Raw genomic sequence first — 21,689 nt, forward strand, 5'->3', positions numbered from 1 at the left:
CAGCTACACCGGCGGCACGACCATTGCCTCCGGCGCAGCGCTGAACCTGTCGGGTTCGGTCGCCGGAAATGTGGCTGACAACGGCACGCTGACGCTGGACGGCGGCGCGGTTGGCGGCACGGTGACGGACAGCGGCGCGCTGACCGTCACGGGCAACGGCGGCTCGGCCGGCTCGCTGGCGGGCAACGGCACTGCCAGCCTCGCCGGCACGCTGACCCTGACCAATGCCGCCGATAGTTTCAGCGGCGTTGCCAGCGGCAGCGGTGGGCTGACCATCGCAGGCGGCAGCGAGACGCTGACCGGCGCCAACAGCTACACCGGCGGCACGACCATTGCTTCCGGCGCGGGGCTGAACCTGTCCGGCTCGGTGGCCGGTGCGGTCGCGAACGCCGGTACGCTGACGCTGGACGGCGGTACCGTTGGCGGCACGGTGACGGACAGCGGCGCGCTGACCGTCACGGGCAATGGCGGCACGGTCGGTTCGCTGGCCGGGACGGGTGCCGGCACGCTCAACGGCGTCCTGACGCTGACCAACGCGGCCGACACCTACGCGGGTGCGCTGACTGGAAATGGTGGACTCGCCGTCACCGGCGGCAGCGAGACGCTGACCGGCGTCAACAGCTACGCCGGCGGCACGACCATCCGGTCGGGAAGGCTGACCGGGACGACGGCGAGCTTCGGTTCCGGCGCGATCGTGGACAACGGCATGTTGGAACTGTCGCAGGACCGCGACGGCACGCTGGCCAACACCGTGAGCGGGACGGGCAGCCTGACCAAGTCGGGCGCGGGCAACGTGACGCTGGCGGCGGCGAACAGCTATACGGGCGGCACGAGGCTTGCCGACGGCACGCTGACGCTGACCAATGAATCGGCCATCGGCACCGGGACGCTGAACATGGCCGAGGGCACGAAGATCGTCCTGGCGGGCAGCGACCTGACCCTGCACAACGCGATCATCCTGAACGGCGACCCGACGATCGACATCGCCAGCGGTACCGCGACCCTGGCCGGCGCGATCAGCGATGGCACGGCGCCCGGCGATATCGTGAAGACGGGCGCGGGCACGCTGGTCCTGAACGGCGACAGCACCTACAGCCGTGGCACGGAAATTGCCGGCGGCACGCTGCAGGTCGATGGCAACCTGGTCAGTCCCGTGGTGGCCGACAGCGGCACCACACTGTCGGGCACGGGCTCGGTCGGTGCCACGACCATCACCAGCGGGGCGACGCTGTCGCCGGCGGGTAACGGGTCGGTCGGCGCGCTGAGGGTCAACGGCGACCTGACGCTGGCGACGGGCTCGAACTACGTCGTCAGCGTGAACGCTGCCGGCGCGCACGATGCCGTGCAGGTGTCCGGCCATGTCACGCTGGGCCAAGGCACCGTGACCGTCCTTGCGGCCGATGGGGCGTGGAACATCACCCAACCCAACACGATCATCAGCGCGACCGGTGGGGCCAGCGGCACGTTCGGTTCCGTGGTCTCGAACTTCGCCTTCCTGAACTCGGCCGTCACCGCGGGAACGGGCGGCATCGTCGTGACGCTGCAGCGTAACGGGCTGGACTTCGCGGGCGTCGGCACGACGCGCAACCAGGTCGCTACCGGCGAGGCGCTGGACGGCGTGACCTCGGGCACGTTGTATAACGCCCTGGTGCAGACCGACGCGGCCACGGCGCGTCATGCGCTGACGGCGCTGTCGGGCGAGATCCACGCCTCGGCGCGCACGGCGCTGATCCAGGACGCCTATTACGTGCGGGATGCGGCGGTCGAGCGGCTGCGCGGGGCCGAATGCGCGCCGGGTGCGGCCAGCGGCATGAAGACGGCCTCGGGCAACGGCGCGGGCGCGGCCTGCGGGGCGCAGCAGGTGTCGCTGTGGATGCAGGATTACGGCTCGTTCGGTCATAACGCCGGCAACGGCAACGCCTCCGGCATGGGGCATTCGACCGGCGGCTTCGTGCTGGGGGCGGACGCGCCGGTGCTGGGCTGGCAGGTCGGCGGCCTGGTCGGCTACGGCCATACCTCCTTCGACAGCGGCGCGGTGTCGTCGTACGGGCACAGCAGCAATGTCAGCCTGGGCGGCTACGCCGGCACGCACTGGGGTCGTCTGGCCCTGCGGATGGGGGCGAGCTATACGTGGAACATGCTGTCCATGACGCGCAATGTCGCGTTCATGGGCTTCTCGGACCGGCTGAACAGCCGCTATGGCGGCGGCACCGCGCAGGCCTTCGGCGACCTGGGATATCGCTTCGACCTGGGCCCGGCGATGATCGAGCCCTTCGCCAACGTCGCCTATGTGAACCTGCATACGAACAGCTTCACCGAACATGGCGGGGCGGCCGCGCTGGCCGGCCGGGCGACCGATACCGGCGTGACCTATTCGACCTTCGGGGCACGGTTTGCCAGCACCTTCCGGGTGGGCGACGTGGCGCTGACGCCGAATGCGACGCTGGGCTATCGCCACGCCTTCGGCCTGACGGTGCCGACGCTGCATCAGGCATTCTTGAGCGGGGGGGCGGCCTTCGACGTGGCGGGCGTACCCCTGTCCACGGACGCGGCGCTGCTGAAGGCCGGGCTGCAGGCGAAGCTGACCGACCGGCTGGATGTCGGTGTGTCCTATATCGGGCAGTATGGCGACCACTCCACCGACAGCGGCCTGACCGGCAACGTCAAGGTGAAGTTCTGATCCTCCACGCCGTGGCCCGAACGGGCCACGGCCTCACTGTCTGAAAGTCGGCCATGAAAATTTCCACCCCCGTTTCGCTGGTGGCTGTCGCAGGCGTCGCGGCGGCAACGCTTGCCCTTGGCGCGAAATATTCCGGAAATCCCGTTTCCCCGGCTCCGGCCCGGGCGTCCACCCATACCGCCGCGCCGGCCGCGTCGGCCGCGCCCCCGGCCGGTACGGCGGCGCCTGCCTCCTCACTGGCGCAACTGTCCCAGTCTTCCGGGCAATGGGCTTACCGGTGCCTGTATGCCAAGGCGCCGACCAGCGGGCCGGTTCTGTGCACCGTCGAGCAGCATCTGGTCGTGCAGAACCCGCAGAAGCAGGCCGTGCAGGTCGGGGACGTGCTGTTCAGCCGGAACAGGACCGCAGGGGCCGCCCTGTCAGCGGCCTATCAGTTGACGGTGCGGATGCCATTGCTGGTCTCGCTGGTCAGGCCGCCCACCATCGCCATCGACGATGGCACGCCGGTGCCGCTGACGTGGCAGGTCTGCGCCGCCAGCGGCTGCATCGCCCGTCTGGCGACCCTTCCCGACGCATTTCTGTCGAATGCCCAGCATGGCAAGGTCGGGCATATCCAGATCGGTACGGTTCAGGGCGGGACGGTCACGATCAACTTCGACCTCGCCGGCCTCGATACCGCCGTGGGCACTCTTGATACGTGGGCACATCGGCAAAGCCCATCGTAACGCGGGCATCGCGACCAGCCCGCCCGTCATCGGGCGGGCCGGTGCGGCGTTCAGTTCGCCCCGTGGGCCGCCACCTGATGGTCCAGCGCGTGCAGCAGCGCGTCGATGCTGCCGTTATGGCGCGCAACGAAGGAGGCATAGTCGTTCCGCTGCGTCAGGCGCAGGCTGGTGCCTTCGCCCACCACGTCCACCACCTTGGGCTGGCCGCTGGTGGTGCTGACGATCCACTGGGTGTTGGCGGACGGCTGCTCGGGGCGGTTGATGATCGTCTCCACCGCCTGGTCGTCACCGGCCGGCGAGGTGCCGGACACGGTGAAGGTCACGCCGCGATAATCGCCGATCTTGTCGGTGATGGAATTGACCAGCACCTGGTGGAACAGCGTCAGGTAGTGCGCCTGCTGTTCGGGCGTCGCGACGCGCCAGTAGCGGCCCAGGCAGTAGCGGCCGATCGCATCCATATCCACATGCGCCTGCAGCAGCGGCAGGATCGCGGCCTTCTTGTCGGTCAGCGTGCGGTCGGAATTGACGATCGCGACCAGTTGCCGGCCGAAATCGGTGACGAAGGACCGCGCGGCCGCTGCGTCGGCGGCGCGGGCCGGCCGGGCGGCGGGCAGGGCGATGGCCCCTGCGACCAGGCCCAGCACATGACGACGGGCAAGCACTGTCTTCATCTCCGCGTCCCTTTTCAGTTGTACCAGTCGGGAACGGTGGCCCGGTGGTCGTTGTCGATGGCTTCGGCCTGCGCCTTGCGCTGCTGCTGGTAGGCGCTGCGGATGGTGGCGTAGGGGTCCAGCGCATCTTTCTGAAGCTGGTCCAGCGCGTCCAGATGGTCCGCGCGGCCGTTGATCATGCCCATGATGTTATAGGCCCAGTTGAAGGTCAGCAGGCCATAGCCGCTGGGCACGTAGTTCCACGGCGACAGGCCCACGTCGATGCCGTAGCCGGCCCCGTCGCGGAACGAGGACGGCCCCATCATCGGCAGGAACAGGTACGGGCCGGACGGCACGCCCCATGTCGCCAGCGTCAGGCCGGCGTCGTTGTCGTGGTGGGGGTAGCCCGCGTATTTCGCGACGTCGATCAGCCCGCCGACGCCCGCCACCATGTTGACGCACCAGCGCACGAAGGCGTCGCCCGCGCGCCGGGACTTGCCGGCGCCGACGTCGTTGAAGAACACCACCGGCTCGTTCATCGTCTGGACCATGCTGCCCAGCGACTGGCGCACGCGGTAGGGTACCGCCCAGACATAGGCCTTGGCCACCGGACGCAGGGAATATTTATCCAGCGTCATGCTGATGTCGTACATCTTCCGGTTCAGGGATTCGTACGGGTCGTTGGCCTCGCGGTATTCGGCCAGGGCCTCGGGGTCCTTGGGCGGCGGGGCGGCGCATCCGCCCAGGGCCGTAATGCCCAGCCCCGCGCTGACGAGGGCGATCCGGCGCAGGCGGGCAACGAAAGCGGACGGCGGGGACGGCGGAAGGTTCGATCCTGTCACAGCGCGCATACTCGTTTCCGTTTCCCTTGTCTGCCGTTCCTGTTGCCTGACGCGGCAGGAGCCCGATGGATGGCGCGGAAACAGAAGGTGTGTCCGCTGGTTCCTTCTCTAGCATGGGATGTCGGTTGTGCAATCCGCCCTGGCGCGCCCCGGGCCGCCGTTCCGTGTCCCGCGCATGCCTCGCACCCGCCAATATACTGGATGGAGGCGCGGATTTCGGCCCTTGCGTTGCCAGCGGGGTCTGGTTCACTGTGACTGAAAATCCACAATGGAGGATGGGACATGATGTTCAGGACAGTCGCGACACGCCCCCTCTCCACAGTGCTGCTGGCCGGTTCGCTGCTGGCCGCGCCCGCCGTCTCGGCCCCCGCAGGGGCCGCGCCCGCCGCCCCGCTCGGCGTGACCCGCGCGTCGTTCGGCACGATGCCCGACGGCCAGCCGGTCGAGATCCTGACCCTGCACAATGCCCACGGCGTCGCCGTGCGCTTCATCACCTACGGCGGAATCATTACCGCAATCGAAACGCCGGACCGCACCGGCCATGTCGATGACATCGTGCTGGGCTTCCCCGACCTGCAGGGCTATGTGGTCGACAGCGCGCAGGGCGGCCTGTTCTTCGGCGCCATGATCGGGCGCTATGCCAACCGGATCGCCCACGGCACCTTCACCCTGGACGGGCAGACCTATCACGTTCCCGTGACCGCCCCCCCGAATGCGCTGCACGGCGGCACCAAGGGCTTCGACAAGCATCTGTGGCATGTGGACGGCACGGCCTCCGACGCCCATTCTGCCAGCGCCACCCTGTCCATGACCAGCCCGGACGGCGACCAGGGCTTCCCCGGCACGCTGAAGGTCGCCGTGACCTACACGCTGGACGACCGCGACCAGTTGAGCCTGCATTACACCGCCACGACCGACCGGCCGACGGTGCTCAACCTGACCAACCACAGCTATTTCAACCTGGGCGGCGAGGGGTCGGGCACGGTCGAAAACCAGATTTTGCAGATTAACGCCGACCGCTACACCCCCACCGACCCGACCTCGATCCCCACCGGGGAACTGGCGCCGGTCGCGGGCACGCCGCTCGATTTCCGCAAGCCGACGCGCGTGGGCGACCATCTGCGCGATTCCTATCCGCAACTGATGTTCGCGCGCGGCTACGACCAGAACTGGGTCGTCAACGGCCCCTCGGGCGGCACCCCCCGCCTGGCCGCCCACATCCTGGACCCGAAGACCGGCCGCACGATGGAGGTCCTGACCTCGCAGCCCGGCCTGCAGGTCTATACCTCCAACTCGTTGACCGGGGCCTATGCCGGGGTGTCGCACCGCGCCTATCGCCAGACCGACGCCATCGCCTTCGAGGCCGAGCATTACCCCGATTCGCCCAACCACCCGTCCTTTCCCACCACCACGCTCAATCCGGGGCAGACCTTTGATTACACGACTGTCTTCCGCTTCGGCGTGCAGGCCGGGGCGCCGCGCTGACGCATGACGGACCAGGGCTTTCGTATCGCCGCGCTGCATGTCTACCCGGTCAAATCCCTGGGTATGATCCCCGTGACCCAGGGCTGGCTGGGGCCCTGCGGGCTGGATGACGACCGGCGCTGGCTGGTCGTCGACCCCGACGGCAGGTTCCTGACCCAGCGGCAGATCGCCCGCATGGCCCTGGTCGCGGTGGGGCGGCAGCCGGCCGGGCTGACGCTGGCGCTGGCGGGCCAGGGCACGCTGGCGGTGGACGTCCCGCCCGCCGAGAGCGCCCGCCGGCCCGTGCGCGTCTGGGGCGACACGGTGCCCGCCGTCGACGCCGGTGCGGCTGCGGCCGACTGGCTCTCGGCCGCACTGGGCCGCCCGTGCCGGCTGGTCTATCTGCACGACACCGGCGCCCGGCCGGCCGATCCGGCCTATGCCCCGCCGGGCTCCACCGTCGGGTTCGCCGACGGGTTCGCCGCCCTGCTCGCCACGACGGAATCGCTGGCCGCGCTGAACGACGCGCTGCCCACCCCGGTGCCGATGGACCGCTTCCGCCCCAATATCGTCATCTCCGGCGCCCCTGCCTGGGCCGAGGACGAATGGCGCCTGCTCGCCATCGGCTCGGCGGTGCTGCGCATCGTCAAGCCGTGCTCGCGCTGCGTCATGACCACCATCGACCAGAAGACCGCCCAGATTCCCGACCCGCGCGAACCCCTGCAAACCCTGTCCCGCACCCGCCGGGCCAAGGGCGGCGTCATGTTCGGCCAGAACGCCGCCATCCTCCACCCCGGCCGCATCGCCGTGGGCGACCCCGTCACGGTGCTGGAACGCGGCCCGTCGAACCTGCTGCCGGCGTAAAGGCAAGGTCGGGCTCCGCCCGAACCCGGCAGGGGTCGCGGACCCCTGCACCCCGATTCGTTGGCGACTATACTGTTCGCGGATACTTCTGATTGGGTGGGGTATTACCGGTCCGCTTCGGAATGGAATTTTCGAGAAACCGGCTATTCGAGACACGTCGTGATTGGCCGGAAGTGGCTTGTCTGGTTTTGAGAAGATATCTTGAGAAATCGTATTTAATTCGAAAAGGGAAGACTGGATATTTGCGCTTTTTAATTTTCGGTTAGGAGATTGTATTGTATAAAAATGATAAATATTACTTGGATTTTCTTAAATTTTTACTAAAATATTAGCTCCATCTGGAAAAAATAGGTGGTTTGGTTTTGGTAGGCCTCAAGGTGACGGAACAGATTACGACCGCGCAAGACGGCTCGCGCCGCTTGCGGCATCTTTTCCATTATCTATAGTGCATCTCATGGAAGCAAATAATCCTCAGCCCGTAAGGCCTGTCTACCAGTTGAGTGATGTGTTCAACGAAGCAGCCGTCCCGGTTCTAACTTTCGTGCCGCCCCGCGATTTCGGAGACCTCGTTGGTTCCCTTCGCACGCCAGGGAAGCATGTGACTTTGAGCGGAGCGTCAGGCTGCGGAAAAACGACGTTGGCTCGTAAAGCGCTAGACCGAGCTGGAATTGGCACGGGCGGGTATCATTGGATTTCAGGGCGGGATTATGCCGCTGAGATCACTTTGACCAATGTCCTGGCGCGCGCGCTTGCGTGCGACGCGGCGGAAAACGAGGTCGTTGACTACCTCGTCGCTTGCGGCATCTTGGTAATCGACGACTTCCACCACCTGGGTCAACCAGTACGTGACGAGTTGGGTGCAAAGCTAAAGAGATGGGGAGAGCTGGGCGTCCGAATATTCATCATCGGTATATCTAGCCTTAATAAATCTCTGCTCGATATCGATTCGGAATTGGGTATTCGAAACGACGCATTCGAGATGGGCGTTCAAGATGGAGACTTCGTCGAGAAGGTGATTGCCGCAGGGGAAAACGCACTCAACTTTGAGTTTGCGCCCGAATGCCGAGAGCGCTTTATTAAGGCGTCATTAGGGGTTCCATCGGCCGTCCAAATGATTTGTCGTGTGGCCTGCACGCGAATGGAGTTGTACGAAACCGCCGACAAAAAAGTGACCATCGATCTTTCTATGGCAGAGATCAAGGATGGCGTGCTTCGCAACTATAAATCAAAATTTCAAAATAGACTAATTGGCCTTGCAAAGGGAAAGCAGCAAGCTCGGTCAGTCCATAATACTTATTTCGAAATTGTTCGGCAAATTTGTACTATAGAATTGTCAGAGATTCCAATTGCTGAACTCTATTCAAGAATTGTAAAGTCTGTTGACGATATAAGTGAACGGAGCAAAAAAAGCACATCCTTCTATAACTGCTTGAACAACTTGTCTGATGTTCTAACTCAGCGTGGATTAGATGATGCAATCTATTATAATCAGAAGGCAAAGCTAATTTCTATTGAAGACCCTTCGTTCCGCCTGTACTTGACGCTTGCCGACTTGGCTGAGATCGAGCGGTCGGTGCGGGTGCGTCGAACCAAGTTTCCTTGGGATGTTGCTGTATCCTTCGCGGGAGAAGATAGAAAAATCGTTGAAGGATTTCGAGAGGAGTTGAACGCTAACGGCTACACAGTTTTCTACGACTTCGACGAACAGCACAAGTTGTGGGGCGAAAACCTTCGACGAAAACTGAGCGAGGTTTACGCCCATGATGCTCAATACATGATCGTTTTCTTGAGTAAACATTATCCGGAAAAGGATTGGACTAACTTCGAGTTGGAAATTGGGCGTGATGCAAAAGCGAAGCGCACAAGCACCTACCTTCTCCCCTTAGTCGTCGATGACATCAACATAGTCGGTCTCTCGAAGGACGTCGGCTATGTCGATCTTCGACACCATTCTGTATCGGAAGCGGTTCAGATACTGATACGGAAAATTGAAGACACGGAGGTGACCGTCGAACAGGAGCCAGTTGCAGTGGCACCGGCTAACCCTTCCGAGCAAGCAACGGCCGCTATTCCCCATGATGTGCTTGAAAGCTGACCGTCCGCTTTCCCGGCCAGTTTAGCCGTCCCGATGCAATGGGGCTATGTCGGCTTACGGGATTCATATTTGGACACATAGACGGCCGGGATCGGCGCATAGCGGCTGACAGCGATCAGTGCGTGATGTCCCCTGTCAGGATCGATCCCCGAACGGTGGGTTCGGGCAACGCCCGATCTGTTGTCCCTTCATGGCGGATCATGTCCGCGATCCGTTCGGCGATCATGATGGTGGGGATGTTGGTGTTGGCGCAGGGAATCGACGGCATCAGCGATGCGTCGCACACGCGCAACCCGTCGACGCCGTGGACCGCGCCGGCGGGCGAGGTGACGGCCAGGGGGTCGTCGGCGGGGCCCATCCGGCAGGTGCCCGAGGCGTGCCAGGTGCCGCCGACGTGCTGCCGCACGAAATCGTCCAGCGCCCGGTCGTCCGCCATCAGGGTGGCGGCCGTGACCCCGGGCGCCATGACGCCGTCGATCAGCGCGCCGCGCCACGGCCCTGCCAGGTCCAGCAGCGACGACAGGGCGCCGCGCTGGATGGCGTTGGCGGCGCCGGGCACCGCCACGCGGGCCACGCGGGGCGAGTAGCTGGCGGGGAAGACATGTTCCCGGTAGCCGTCCATATAGGGGTCGGCCAGGGCTTCGGCCCCCCTGCGGAAGGCCTGCTTCAGCCGGACAAGGTCGCGGTCGTCGCTGAGCATGCGGAAATCGACCTCCGGTTCGATCGACGGATCGGCCGAACGCAGCGTGACATGCCCGCGCGAGAAGGATTTGTTGACCCAGAAGAACAGGCAGCCCACGCGCCGGCCCACCGAATGCCAGCCCGCGCGCGACAGGATGGCGGCATGCATGTCCCCCGCCGGCGCGTCGGCCAGGCCCGAGGAATAGCGCCAGATCGCCTGCTCATGATGTTCGGCCGGATTGCGCTCGCGCACCGCGCGGGGCAGGTAGGTCGCCACGGCGATCGAGGGATGTTCCATCAGGTTGCGCCCGACGCCACGGCGCTCGGCCACCATGTCGATGCCCAGTGCGCGCAGGTCCGCCGCAGGCCCGATGCCCGAACGCATCAGCAGCGCCGGCGTATGGATGCCGCCCGAGGCGACGATGACCTCGCGCGCGCGCAGCACCTCGCACCCGCCACCGGCGGCCGGGATTTCGGCGCCCACGGCGCGCCGGCCCTCGAACAGCACCCGGCGCGCCGCGCGTCCGGTCAGGATGCGCAGGTTGGGCCGCCGCCTGACCTCGGGGGTCAGATAGGCCAGCGACGTCGGCAGGCGCGTGCCCGCGTCGCTGACGGCGATGGCGCCGCGATAGGTGCCATCCCGCCACGGGCCGTTCTGGTCCTGCCCGATGGGGTGGCCGCGCCGGGCCAGCGTGTGCATCACCCGGTCGACGAAGGGCGAGAGGCGCGCGTCGTCGATGCGGCGGATGGTCAGCGGGCCGCTGTCGCCATGCAGCGGACCGCCGAAATCGCGGTCGGTCTCGATCGCCCGGAACCAGGGCAGGCACTCCGCCCAGGACCAGCCCTCGGCCCCCAGTGCCGCCCATTCGTCGTAATCGGACGGCGCCCCGCGATTGGCCATCAGCGCGTTGATCGCCGATCCGCCGCCCAGCAGGCGGGCCTGCTCGTAGCGGCGGGTGGGGCGCGGGGCGTCGTTCGATCGGGCATGGCCCATCGCGGCGCTCAGCGTGGCCCAGATATTGCGCGTGTCCAGATAGGCGCGGCCGGGATAACGGCTTTGCACGTCGGGCGGAATGTCGCCGGCGCTGATGTCGCGGCCGGCCTCCACCAGCACGACCTGCCGCCCAGGGTCTTCGGACAGGCGCGCGGCCAGCACGCACCCTGCCGAGCCCCCGCCCAGGATCAGATGATCGGCCGTCATGCCCGCACGCCCCTGCGCCGTTCCGACCAGCGCGCATTCAGCATCACCGCCGCCGCGACAAGGCACGAGACCAGCGTCAGCATGGTGCTGATGGCCGCGATCGTCGGGTCGATCTCGTCGCGCAGGGCGGTGAACATGCGCTTGGTCAGCGGCTGGTAGCGGCCGCCCGAGATGAACAGCGCCACGACCGTTTCATCCAGCCCGGCGACAAAGGCGAACAGCGCGCCCGACAGCACGCCCGGCGCAATCTGCGGCAGGGTGACGGCGAAGAACGCGCGCGGCCGGTTCATGCCCAGGCTGCGCGCCACCATTTCCTGCGCCGGGTCGAACTGCGCCAGCGCGCCCAGCACCGAGGTCAGCGCATAGGGCACCCCCAGCATGGTGTTGGCCAGCACCAGCCCGGTCAGGGTGGCCAGCAGGCCCACCCGCGCATAGACCAGGAAGATCCCCACCCCCGTGATCACGATCGGCACCATCAGCGGCAGCAGCAGCACCAGCTTGACCAGCTTCATCGCGCGCCCGTTCGACAGGTTCAGCGCATAGGCCGCCGCCGTCCCGATCGCCGTGGCCAGCACGGCGCTGGCCGCGGCCACGCCCAGGCTGACCCGCGTGGCCCGCAGCCACAGCGAACTGCCCAGATAGGCATGATACCAGCGCAGCGACAGCGCCTTGGGCGGGAAGGTCAGGAAGCGGGAGTCGGAAAACGACATCGGGATGACGATCAGCACCGGCAGGATCAGCCACAGCAGCACCAGCCCGGCGAACAGGAAGGCCGCGATGCGCGCGGGGGAGGCCGCCCTCATCGCGTCCCCACGATCCGGTCGATCGGCACGATACGTCCGGCCAGGAAGAAGATCAGGAAGATGCAGGCCAGCAGCGCGACGCTGACCGAGGACGCGGCCCCCCATTCGTCATACAGCGCGATATTACGCGCGATCAGCATCGACACCGTATAGGTCCGCCCGCCGCCCAGCAGTTCGGGCGTGATGTAGAACCCCAGGCTGAGCACGCACACCAGCGCCGCGCCCGACAGCAGGCCGGGCAGCGACAGCGGCAGGTACACGCGGGTGAACACGAAGGCGGGCGTGCCCCCCAGGCTGGCCGCCGCCGCCAACACCTCGCGCGGGATGGTCCTGATGGTGGTATAGAGCGGCAGCACGACGAAGGGCATCAGGATATGGGTCGTGGCGACGATGGTGCCGAATTCGTTGTTGACCAGGATGACCGGCCGGTGGATCAGGCCCAGCGCCTCCAGCCCCGAATTGACCAGCCCGGTGCGCTGTAGCACGATGATCCACGCATAGGCGCGCACCAGCACGCTGGTCCACAGCGGCAGCACCACCAGCGCCAGGATCAGCGCGCGCAGGGTCGGGCCGCTCTCGGCCGCCGCCCAGGCGACGGGAAAGCCCAGCACCACGCAGGCAAGTGTCACGATGGCGGAAATGCGGAAGGTCTGCAGGAACGTCGCGCCATAGGCGGGGTCGGTGACAAGGCGCGCGTAATGCGCCAGCGTGAAGCCGCCATCCTGCCGCACCGACTGCCAGACCAGCCACAGCAGCGGCACCAGCAGCAGCACCGCCACCAGCAGCAGGGCCGGCGTCAGCAACGACGCGGCCAGCAGGGCTTCGGCGCGGAGAGGGGGCTTTCGCGAAGCGGCCATGGTGCCGGGTGCTCCTGTCAATGCCGCACGAACGTCAGCCAGCGGCGCATGGCCTCGTCCCCGGCCGGCGAACTCCACCATTCGGTGGAAACCAGCGCCTGCCGGCGGGCATTGTCCAGCGTGTTGGGCAGGTCGCGCAGGCGCGCGGGCGGAATGGCGCCGATGTCGTAGGCGCGCGGGTTACCCGGTCCGTTGTCGGTGTAGCGCGTCAGGTCGGCCTGCACTTGCCGCCCGATGGCCGCATCGACGAAACGGGTCGCGGTCGCGATATGCGGCGACACCTTGAGGATGCACAGCGAGGTATATTGCAGCAACCCCTGGTTCCAGGTGAAGCCGACCGGCGCCCCCTCGCGCTGCACGGCCGAGACGCGGTTGCTCCAGGCCATTTCCATGTCCACCTCGCCGTCGGCCAGCAACTGCGCCGCCTGCGCGCCCGAGGTCCACCAGACGGTGATATAGGGTTTGATCTGTTCCAGCTTGCGGAAGGCACGATCCAGATCGATGGGGTAGAGCCTGTCGGGCGGCACGCCGTCGGCCAGCAACGCCGCCTCGATCGTCGCCAGCGGGTTGTCGCGCAGGGCGCGGGTGCCGGGGAATTTCTTCACATCCCAGAAATCCGCCCAGCTTCGGGGCGGCGCGTCTCCGTACTTGTCGGTATTGTAGGCAAGGACGCTGGAATAGAATTCGTACGCCACCGACCACGGCGTCTTGTAGGCGTCGGGCAGGTCGCGCGCGTTGGGAATGGCGGCGTAATCCAGCGGCGCGATCATGCCGCGCACGCCGCCGCGCGCGCAATCCTTGGCCGGCATGTCCACCACGTCCCAGAACGCCTTGCCGGTCGCGGTCTGGGTGCGGATCTCGGCCCAGGCGTCGGGCGCGCTGTCCTGATCGATGGAAATCCCCAGTTGCCGGGCCACGGGGTCCAGGATCGCCTGCGTCTGCGCGGCCTGGTACGATCCCCCCTGCGAGACGAACGTGATGCCGTCATCGGCGCGCGCCGCGCCGCCCGCACCCAGCAGCAGCGCCAGACAGAGGCAGGCCCGCCGCGCCGTCATCGGCCGATCGCATCGAGGAACTGATACCAGCCCGCCACTGCCCGCACGGCGGGTTCGCGCACGCCGTACAGCGGGATCGGCCGCCACGGCGCGCCGGTCAGCGGCCCCAGGTCGGGCGTGTCGCCGGCGACGAGTGCCGCGACATGCGTCCCGATATAGGACGCCAGCGCCACCCCGGTGCCGTTATAGCCCGCCGCATAGACCACCCGATCGTCGAACCGCCCGACATGCGGCAGGCTGTCCAGCGTCATCGCCACCAGCCCGGACCAGCGATGCGTCACCCGCACGCCGGACAGTTCGGGAAACTGACGCACCATCGCGCGCTGCAGCGCGGCGAAGGCCGATGGTTTGTCGTCGCGCCCGAAGGCGCCGCGCCCGCCATAGATCAGCCGGTCGCCCGCCTTGCGGAACCAGCGCATCATGCGGCGGGTCTCGGTATAGCTGCGCCCGCCGGACAGCAGGCCGGCCGCCGCCCCCTGCAACGGTTCGGTCGCGATCATCGCCGAGCGGAACGGGATCACCCGCCGCTGTATGGCGCGCGTGGCGGGCGTCAGGTCGGACCACGCGTTCGACGCCAGAACGACCTGCCCGGCCCGCACCACGCCGCCGGGCGTTTCCAGACATACCCCGGCCCCCTCGCGCCGCATCCTCAGCACCGGCGTGTCCTCATGCAGCGCGATGCCGTCGCGGACGATGCCGGCGGCGATGCCGCGTGCGTAGTTCAGCGGATGGATGATGCCGCCATGGACGTTCAGCATGCCGCCCACGAAGCCCCGCGACCCGGTTTCGGCCGCGACGTCCCCGGCGGACAGGATGCGATAGGACGGATCGCCCAGCATCGCACCCAGCCACTCGGCCTCGGCGCGCAGGCGCGCCAGCGCCCGGGGGTTGTGCGCACAGCGCAGCGAGCCCCGGGCCGAAAACGCCGCGCCGGGGATGTCATACGCCGCGATCAACTCGCCGACATGTTCGACCGCCTGCTGCGCCAGCCCATGCATGCGCCGCGCGGTCTCGACGCCGTAGGCGCTGGCGATGTCGCCCAGCGACAGGCGGAATTTCCCCGAGACCACGCCGCCATTGCGGCCGCTGGCCCCCCAGCCGATCCGGTTGGCGTCCAGCACGATGGGCGACAGGCCCCGCCGGGCGAGGGCACGCGCCGTCACCAGCCCCGTATAGCCGCCCCCGATGATCGCGACATCGTGGCGCGCGTCCCGCGCCAGGGCCGGATAGGCCACGCGCGGCACTGCCGTTTCCTGCCACAACGACGCGACGTCCGGAGAGGAGGGCTGGTGCGCCATGATCGTTCAGCCCGCGGCCCGTTCGGCGTCCACCGCGTCGGCCAGTTGCGCCAGCGTGGCGAAATGGAAGTCGGGCGTGGTCAGGGTGCCGGGGGCGGGGGTGCCGCCGAAGCCCGCCTGTCCCTGCCGCCGCTCGATCCAGCAGGTGGTGTAGTTCAGCGATTTCGCGACGCCGATATCGTGATGCTGGCTTTGCGCCACATGCAGGATTTCCGACTGCCGGTAGCCGAACGCCGACTGGCGGCCCTTGTTGTAGGCGAAGAACTGCGGGTCGGGCTTCGCGCATCCCGTCTCGTCGCAGGTCACCGTATCGTGGAACGGATGGCCCAGCGCCGCTTCATAGGCCGACAGCGCCGTGCGGTCGGCGTTCGTCATCGCCACCAGCCGGAAATTGCGCCGCAGCCGCGCCAGCGCCGCGACCGAATCCGCGAACGGCGCCCATCGCAGCACCGAAAGCTGGAAGGCGTCGGCCGTGGCCGCGTCGTCCTTGAACCCGCACTCGGCCGCCAGCGACAGGTAAACGTCCTTCATCGCGAAGGACGACCGGCCGTAGAATTTGTCCCGGCCCCGCTTGTAGGGCTCGAAAATCTCGTCATCGGTCGCGGCCGCCGCGCGTTCGCCGCCCAGGCGCCGCACGGCGTCCAGGACGCCGGTCTCGAAATCGATCAGCGTGCCCACGACGTCGAACGTCATGACCTTGAAATCTGAAATTCTCATCTCTGGTCGTCCATGATTGGAAACATGATTATCCCGGGCCGCCCGGCACGACGATCGTGTCCTGCACGTGCAGTTCGAGTGTGACGTCATCGCCGGGGCGGGACAGGTGCTGTCGTTCCCGGTGATTTTCCGAAACCCGCATGGCGATCCGCTCGCCGGAGGCCAGGCGGATGAACAGCCGCGTGCTGTCGCCCTGGAACAGCGTGTCGGTGACGGTTCCCCTCAGCCGGTTCCCGCTCAGCGGATCGTCCTGCCGCGCCAGGGCCAGCTTTTCCGGATGCAGGACAAGGCGCAGGTCGCCCTGCACGGGGACGGGCCGCCCGGTCGCCAGCACCATGTCCCCCAGCTGCACGAAGTGGCTGCCCACGCGCGTGACCGGCAGCAGGGTCGCCTCGCCGATAAAGCCCGCGACAAAGGCATTGTCCGGCGCGTCATGCAGGCCGATGGGCGTGTCCAGCTGCACGATCCGGCCCTTGTTCATGACGGCGATCCGGTCGCTCATGGTCAGGGCTTCGCGCTGGTCGTGGGTGACGTAGATGATGGTCGCGGCCAGGCGGGCATGCAGCTGCTTCAGTTCGATCTGCATCGTCTCGCGCAACTGCTTGTCCAGCGCCGACAGCGGTTCGTCCATCAGGATCAGCGTCGGTTCGAAGATCATCGCCCGCGCCAGGGCCACGCGCTGGCGCTGCCCGCCGGACAGTTCGGTGATGCGCCGCTGCGCGAAGCCCGACAGTTCCACCATGTCCAGCGCCGCGCGCAGGCGCTCGGGCCAGCTGGCCTTCGGCACCCGGCGCGCCCGCAGGGGAAACAGGATGTTGTCGGCGACGTTCAGGTGCGGAAACAGCGCGTAATTCTGGAAGACGATCCCGATATTGCGCTTGTGCGGCGCATCCAGCGTGACGTCGCGCCCGTCGATCCACAGCGTGCCACTGTCCGGCCGCACAAACCCGCCCAGCATGCCCAGCAGGGTCGATTTCCCCGACCCCGACGGGCCGAGGATCGACAGGAACTCGCCCTTGCGCACATCGAGCGACACCGTATCGAGCGCGGCGAACGTCCCGTACCGCTTCGATACGGCGCGGATCGAAACCCCGTCGGGCGCGGGGCCGGTCATGTCCGCCATGTCATGCTGTATAAGCAGGCCATCAGCCCCCCGTGGTCCGGTCGCTTCGATATCGGCGTGTCTGTGCGGCGATAAAAAATCGTTAATTCAACAGGATTTATCCCGGCGCGGCGACGTGCATGCCGTGCCTTCCCCATCACACAAACGCAGGACGTTGCGAATTGCAATTGAAAAAAAGGCCGCGGCGAGGTTACATAATGTAATGTCGATACGCCGTCAGCCCTTCCCGTCGATGAACGGCCTGGTCACGTTCGAGGCCGCGGTGCGCTGCGGCAGCTTCGCCCTGGCCGCGACCGAACTGAACGTCACGCCGCCGGCCGTCAGCCGCATGGTCGCGCGCCTGGAATCCAGCCTGAAGACCCGGCTGCTGATCCGCGCGCCGCACGGCGTCATTCCCAACGAGGCGGGCCGGATCCTGTTCGACGCCATCGCCCGGGGGTTTTCCGGCATCGACGCCGCCATCCGCGAGATCGAGGACCGCCGCGACGGGGTGGAAACCGTCACGCTGTCGCTGTCCACCGGCTTTACGACCCACTGGCTGATGCCGCGCCTGCCGGCGTTCAAGGCCAGTTTTCCAGGGGTCGATCTGCGGTTCGACCTGATCATGGGGGCGCTGGCCGGCCCGGTGCACGACGTGGACCTGGGCATGCGCTTCCTGGCCGCGTCCGACGCGGGGCACGAAGCCGTCGCCATCACGCCGGAAGTCATCGTGCCGGTGCGCAGCCCGTCCTACCGGCTCGACCCCGGCCTGACGGACCGGCTGGCGGCGCTGCTGGCGGCGCGGCAGGGCGGCGGCGCGGCGATCAAGCCGGACTGGTCCACGCTGTTCCTCACCCAGGGGGGCGACGCCGTGGGCGATACGATGATCTTTACCGACTACGCCATCGTCATCCAGGCCGCCATCCTGGGGCAGGGGGTGGCGCTGGGGTGGCTCAACGTCGTCGCGCGCTGGCTGCGGACCGGCGTCCTGCGCCCCATCGACGGGCACGTCGTGCGGACCGGGCGCATGTGCCACCTCGTCCGGCGCGGCGACCGCCCCCTGCGGCCGGTCGTGGGCCGGGTGCGCGACTGGCTGGTCGGCGAACTGCAGGACGACGTGGCCGCCGTGGGCCGGGAATTTCCCTCCCTGGCGCCGTAGGACGGCATTCCGCGCGTTGCGCCCCGTGCAAGCCTCGGTTTCCCAACGGGGGCAAGACAGAGGCGCCGGCCCGGGGGGAACATTGTTCCGTCCGAAAAGGCCGGAGCGAACCAGGGCGATGAACCAGATCAGCATCTCGGAACGGCAGGCACGCGCGGTGGGGCAGCCGGACCTGCGCACGATCGATTGCGACCCCGATTTCTGGTACCCCGTGGCCTGGTCGCGCGAACTGAAGGCGGGAAAGACGCTGGGCACCCGCTACGCCGGCCAGCCGATCGCGCTGGTCCGCCCCACCGAAGGCGACGTCTTCGCGCTGGAGGACCGCTGCGCCCACCGCCAGGTGCCTCTGAGCAAGGGGCGGGTGCAGGGCCAGGCCGTGCAGTGCTGCTATCACGGCTGGGCCTACGGCCGGTCGGGCCGCTGCATCGACGTGCCCTACCTGGGCAAGGGAAAGCTGCCCAACGGCGTGCGGACCTATCCCTGCCGCGAGGCGGGCGGCCTGATCTTCGTCTTTCCCGGCGACGCCGCCCTGGCCGAAACGGTGCCCCTGCCCACCCTGGCCCAGGTGGCCGACCCCGGGTACAAGACCCGGCAGTTCGGCCCCCGCGTGGCCTGCCATTACAGCTTCATGCACGAGAACCTGATGGACATGAACCATCAGTTCCTGCATCGCCGCCAGATGGGCCGGATCCGCGCCCGCCTGCTGGGCCAGGATCGGGGCGAGACCTTCGTCGAGGCACGCTACAGCTTCGCCCGCACCGGTAATCATCAGCCCCTGGCCGAAGCCCTGATCTTCGGCCGCCACCGCGACCTGCAGGGCCGCCCGCAGCCGGTCGAGGAAGTGGTCACGATCCGCACGGACTATCCGTACCAGACGCTGCGGATCGTCGACAAGGACGGCGACCTGATCATGGATTTGTGGGTGGCCTATGTCCCGCAGAGCGCCGACCAGCGCACCACCCGCGCCTTCGGCCTGCTGTCGGTGCAACGCCCGAAAACCCCGTTCCTGATCGACCTGATCTGGCCCGCGCTGGGCGTGTTCACCAACCGCATCTTCGAGGAGGACCGCGAAGTGGTGGAACTGGAACAGCAGGCCTGGGACGCCCAGGGCGGCGACCGGAACCGCGAGGTGTTCCCGGTGGTCAATCACCTGCGCGCGCTGCTGGCGCGCGCAGGCCTCAGGGCGCCGCCCTGAAACCCGCCAAAGGGCCGAGCCCTTTGGAAACCCAGTCGTTTTATCCATGATCGGGGTCCAGAGCCTCAGGCCCTGGTGGGTTCGGGCAAAGCCTGACCTGTTTTACGCCAACGGCCCCAGCGCCCGCGCCAGCAGAAGGCAGGCCAGGACCAGCATGACGCCCGCCACCAGCCCGTCGAGGATGCGCCACGCCACCGGGCGCGCGAACACCGGCCGCAGGATCCGCGCCCCGAAGCCCAGCGCCGTGAACCACACGGCGCTGGCCGTGCCCGCGCCGGCCACGAACGCCGGCCGCGCGCCGCCGGGCAGGGCGCCGCCCACCGCGCCCATCAGCATCACGGTATCCAGATAGACGTGCGGATTCAGGAAGGTAAACGCCGCCGCCCGCATCAGGATGGCCCCCAGCGGGGATGTCCCGCCCGCCGTTTCCGCAACCAATGTGCCCGGCGTGACCGCACGGCGCAGCGCGCCCATGCCATACCACAGCAGGAACGCCGCGCCCCCCAGTGTCAGCACCAGCGCCAGCCGCGGCATCGTCCGCAGCACCGTGCCGCTGCCGGCAACACCCGCCGCCACCAGCACCAGGTCGGCCGCCGCACAGAACAGCACCACAGGGGCGACATGTTCACGGCGCAGCCCCTGGCGCAGCACGAACATGTTCTGCGCCCCGATGGCGACGATCAGGGCGGCCGCCAGGCCGAATCCACTGCTGAAACCCGAAAAATAGGACATGGCGGCTTCCATGCCGGGTCGCGCGCGTGTAATCCAGCTTAAGTTTCTATATTCACTTAAGCATCGCTAACGCCCATGCTCGATTACGCCTCCCTGGCCGCCATGGCGTCCGTCGTGCGCGAAGGCAGCTTCGAACGCGCGGCCGGCGCGCTCGGGGTCACGCCCTCGGCCATCTCGCAGCGCGTGCGGGCGCTGGAAGACCGCCTGGGCACCATCCTGATTGTGCGCGGCCAGCCCTGCACGGCCACGGCGATCGGCGCCCGGCTGTGCGCCCATTTCGAGCGCGTGCATCTTCTGGAAGGCGAGATGATCACGGCCCTGCCGGTCCTCGCCACCGGGCAGGCGACGGACGCCGGCCCGCCCACGATCCGCGTCGCCGTCAATGCCGACAGTCTGGGCGCCTGGGTCCTGCCCGCCATCGCGGCCTTCGCCCGCCGGGGCGACGTGCTGGTCGACCTGGTGATCGACGACGAGGGCCACACCGCCGAACGCCTGCGCTCGGGCGAGGTGCTGGCCGCCGTCACCACCGACGCGGCCCCGGTGCAGGGCTGCCGCACCATCGCGCTGGGCGCCCTGCGCTACGTCGCGGTGGCTTCGCCCGCCTTCATGCGCCAATGGTTCCCCGGCGGCGTCGACGCCGCCACCCTGGCCCGCGCCCCCATCCTGCGCTTCGACCGCAGGGACATGCTGCAGGCCCGATGGGCACGCACCATCACCGGCGCCGACCTGACCGCCCCCACCCACTGGCTGCCGTCCTCGCACGGCTTTCTCGACGCTTCGATCGCCGGCCTCGGCTGGTCGGTCAACCCGCTGCTGATGGCCGAACCCTATTTGTCCACCGGCCAACTGGTCGAACTCGCCCCACGCGACTACCTGCACGTGCCGCTCTACTGGCAACAGGTCCGCATCGGCACCCGCCTGCTGGGCAAACTGACCCGCGAAGTCGTGGCAGCGGCACAACGTAGTCTGGTCAGTGTATAGCGCGGCATGCCTCAGGGCGCTGCCTTAAACCCGCCAAAGGCCACCGCCTTTGGAAACCAATTTGTTATCCATGATAGAGGGCGAGGGCCTTGGCCCCCGGTCAAAGGCAATGGGAGGGGCCGGCAAAGGCCGACCCGTCCCGCTGGACTTCCGGGGGGCGACAAATATTCAAAGAATCCGATACCCAGGTCGGACTGTCAGCGGCTCGATTTCTGATCCCAATAGCGGACATCCCCCAATGGCGGCTGTCAGCCGCTATGACCCCCATTCCGGCCATCTATGTGTTCAAACATGAATCTCGTAAGCGAACATAACCCCATTGCATTCGGACGACAGGTCTTGGGGGGGGAAAACGGTCCGACCGCTTTGGAGCCCAGACGATGTTTCCTGCTGTTCATTCTGCCGAACTCGACGGTCGTTCTTAGCTCGTTGTGGCAGGTATTCATCGTGAGCCCTCAAAGAAAATTGCAGCTTACTCTAGAGCATAATCCGATCAATCTGGTTCATATCCGGCGGCAGCAAAGCAGGCGGCGGCTTGACTGTGACCGACGTCGTCGATTGCGCTGCATACCGCGTCTTGGAGGGCAT

At 67.1% G+C, this 21,689-nt stretch carries 18 protein-coding genes; 8 read left to right on the top strand and 10 right to left on the bottom strand.

Translation table 11 applies throughout. The features are described from left to right. Positions 1-2,680, top strand: a 2,680-nt coding sequence (locus HLH34_RS18290) for an autotransporter outer membrane beta-barrel domain-containing protein (RefSeq protein ID WP_183121000.1), incomplete at its 5' end; no start/stop codon positions are given. A gap of 53 nt (positions 2,681-2,733) precedes the next feature. Continuing rightward, complete coding sequence (locus tag HLH34_RS18295; RefSeq protein ID WP_183121001.1) at positions 2,734-3,405, top strand: invasion associated locus B family protein; 672 nt, start codon at positions 2,734-2,736, stop codon at positions 3,403-3,405. Between the two features lie 50 nt (positions 3,406-3,455). On the opposite strand, the gene HLH34_RS18300 is transcribed toward HLH34_RS18295, so the two are convergent. Beyond that, a complete protein-coding gene (locus HLH34_RS18300) occupies positions 3,456-4,076 on the bottom strand; it encodes an MlaC/ttg2D family ABC transporter substrate-binding protein (protein WP_183121002.1) in 621 nt (206 codons plus the stop codon). Between the two features lie 14 nt (positions 4,077-4,090). After that, positions 4,091-4,906 (bottom strand): MlaA family lipoprotein, encoded by an 816-nt coding sequence (locus HLH34_RS18305; RefSeq protein ID WP_240161940.1) that lies wholly within the window; start codon positions 4,904-4,906, stop codon positions 4,091-4,093. A 276-nt stretch (positions 4,907-5,182) separates the two neighbouring features. On the opposite strand from HLH34_RS18305, the gene HLH34_RS18310 reads away from it, so the two are divergent. The 3 genes from HLH34_RS18310 (at position 5,183) to HLH34_RS18320 (ending at position 9,320) form a co-directional block, all read left to right on the top strand. Continuing rightward, entirely contained in the window at positions 5,183-6,382 is a 1,200-nt protein-coding gene (locus tag HLH34_RS18310) for an aldose epimerase family protein (protein ID WP_183121017.1), read from the top strand. 3 nt (positions 6,383-6,385) lie between these two features. Beyond that, entirely contained in the window at positions 6,386-7,225 is an 840-nt protein-coding gene (locus HLH34_RS18315; protein ID WP_183121003.1) for an MOSC domain-containing protein, read from the top strand. Between the two features lie 505 nt (positions 7,226-7,730). After that, positions 7,731-9,320, top strand: a complete 1,590-nt coding sequence (locus tag HLH34_RS18320; protein WP_264784442.1) for a TIR domain-containing protein — start codon at positions 7,731-7,733, stop codon at positions 9,318-9,320. Positions 9,321-9,435: 115 nt separating this feature from the next. Here HLH34_RS18320 and HLH34_RS18325 read toward each other — a convergent pair whose 3' ends face one another. Genes HLH34_RS18325 through HLH34_RS18355 form a run of 7 tightly spaced genes read right to left on the bottom strand, consistent with a single transcriptional unit; the run spans position 9,436 to position 17,046 of the window. Continuing rightward, positions 9,436-11,202, bottom strand: coding sequence for a GMC family oxidoreductase (locus HLH34_RS18325; protein WP_183121005.1), 1,767 nt, complete (start codon positions 11,200-11,202; stop codon positions 9,436-9,438). Further along, a complete protein-coding gene (locus HLH34_RS18330; protein WP_183121006.1) occupies positions 11,199-12,005 on the bottom strand; it encodes an ABC transporter permease in 807 nt (268 codons plus the stop codon). Before HLH34_RS18330 ends, HLH34_RS18325 begins: the two co-directional genes overlap by 4 nt. Further along, entirely contained in the window at positions 12,002-12,862 is an 861-nt protein-coding gene (locus HLH34_RS18335) for an ABC transporter permease (protein ID WP_183121007.1), read from the bottom strand. Before HLH34_RS18335 ends, HLH34_RS18330 begins: the two co-directional genes overlap by 4 nt. A 17-nt stretch (positions 12,863-12,879) precedes the next feature. After that, positions 12,880-13,917, bottom strand: coding sequence for an ABC transporter substrate-binding protein (locus tag HLH34_RS18340; protein WP_183121008.1), 1,038 nt, complete (start codon positions 13,915-13,917; stop codon positions 12,880-12,882). Further along, positions 13,914-15,215, bottom strand: coding sequence for an NAD(P)/FAD-dependent oxidoreductase (locus HLH34_RS18345; protein WP_183121009.1), 1,302 nt, complete (start codon positions 15,213-15,215; stop codon positions 13,914-13,916). Before HLH34_RS18345 ends, HLH34_RS18340 begins: the two co-directional genes overlap by 4 nt. A gap of 6 nt (positions 15,216-15,221) precedes the next feature. Next, the gene (locus HLH34_RS18350) at positions 15,222-15,932 is read right to left on the bottom strand and encodes an HAD-IA family hydrolase (RefSeq protein WP_183121010.1); all 711 of its coding nucleotides are present in this window, start codon (positions 15,930-15,932) and stop codon (positions 15,222-15,224) included. Between the two features lie 28 nt (positions 15,933-15,960). Continuing rightward, positions 15,961-17,046: an ABC transporter ATP-binding protein gene (locus HLH34_RS18355; protein ID WP_183121011.1), complete on the bottom strand. Its 1,086-nt coding sequence runs from the start codon at positions 17,044-17,046 to the stop codon at positions 15,961-15,963. A 211-nt stretch (positions 17,047-17,257) separates the two neighbouring features. Between HLH34_RS18355 and HLH34_RS18360 the strand changes: the two genes are divergently transcribed. Beyond that, the gene (locus tag HLH34_RS18360; RefSeq protein ID WP_183121012.1) at positions 17,258-18,193 is read left to right on the top strand and encodes a LysR substrate-binding domain-containing protein; all 936 of its coding nucleotides are present in this window, start codon (positions 17,258-17,260) and stop codon (positions 18,191-18,193) included. 118 nt (positions 18,194-18,311) lie between these two features. Next, positions 18,312-19,388 carry an aromatic ring-hydroxylating oxygenase subunit alpha gene (locus HLH34_RS18365; RefSeq protein WP_183121013.1) on the top strand — a complete coding sequence of 359 codons (1,077 nt, stop codon included), beginning with the start codon at positions 18,312-18,314 and terminating at the stop codon, positions 19,386-19,388. A gap of 102 nt (positions 19,389-19,490) precedes the next feature. On the opposite strand, the gene HLH34_RS18370 is transcribed toward HLH34_RS18365, so the two are convergent. Then, on the bottom strand, positions 19,491-20,120 hold the full coding sequence (locus HLH34_RS18370) for a LysE/ArgO family amino acid transporter (RefSeq protein WP_183121014.1): 630 nt from the start codon (positions 20,118-20,120) through the stop codon (positions 19,491-19,493). 75 nt (positions 20,121-20,195) lie between these two features. On the opposite strand from HLH34_RS18370, the gene HLH34_RS18375 reads away from it, so the two are divergent. After that, the gene (locus tag HLH34_RS18375; RefSeq protein ID WP_183121015.1) at positions 20,196-21,101 is read left to right on the top strand and encodes a LysR family transcriptional regulator ArgP; all 906 of its coding nucleotides are present in this window, start codon (positions 20,196-20,198) and stop codon (positions 21,099-21,101) included. Positions 21,102-21,689: the final 588 nt, after the last annotated feature.

It is taken from the genome of Gluconacetobacter azotocaptans (assembly GCF_014174355.1).
GTDB lineage: Bacteria > Pseudomonadota > Alphaproteobacteria > Acetobacterales > Acetobacteraceae > Gluconacetobacter > Gluconacetobacter azotocaptans.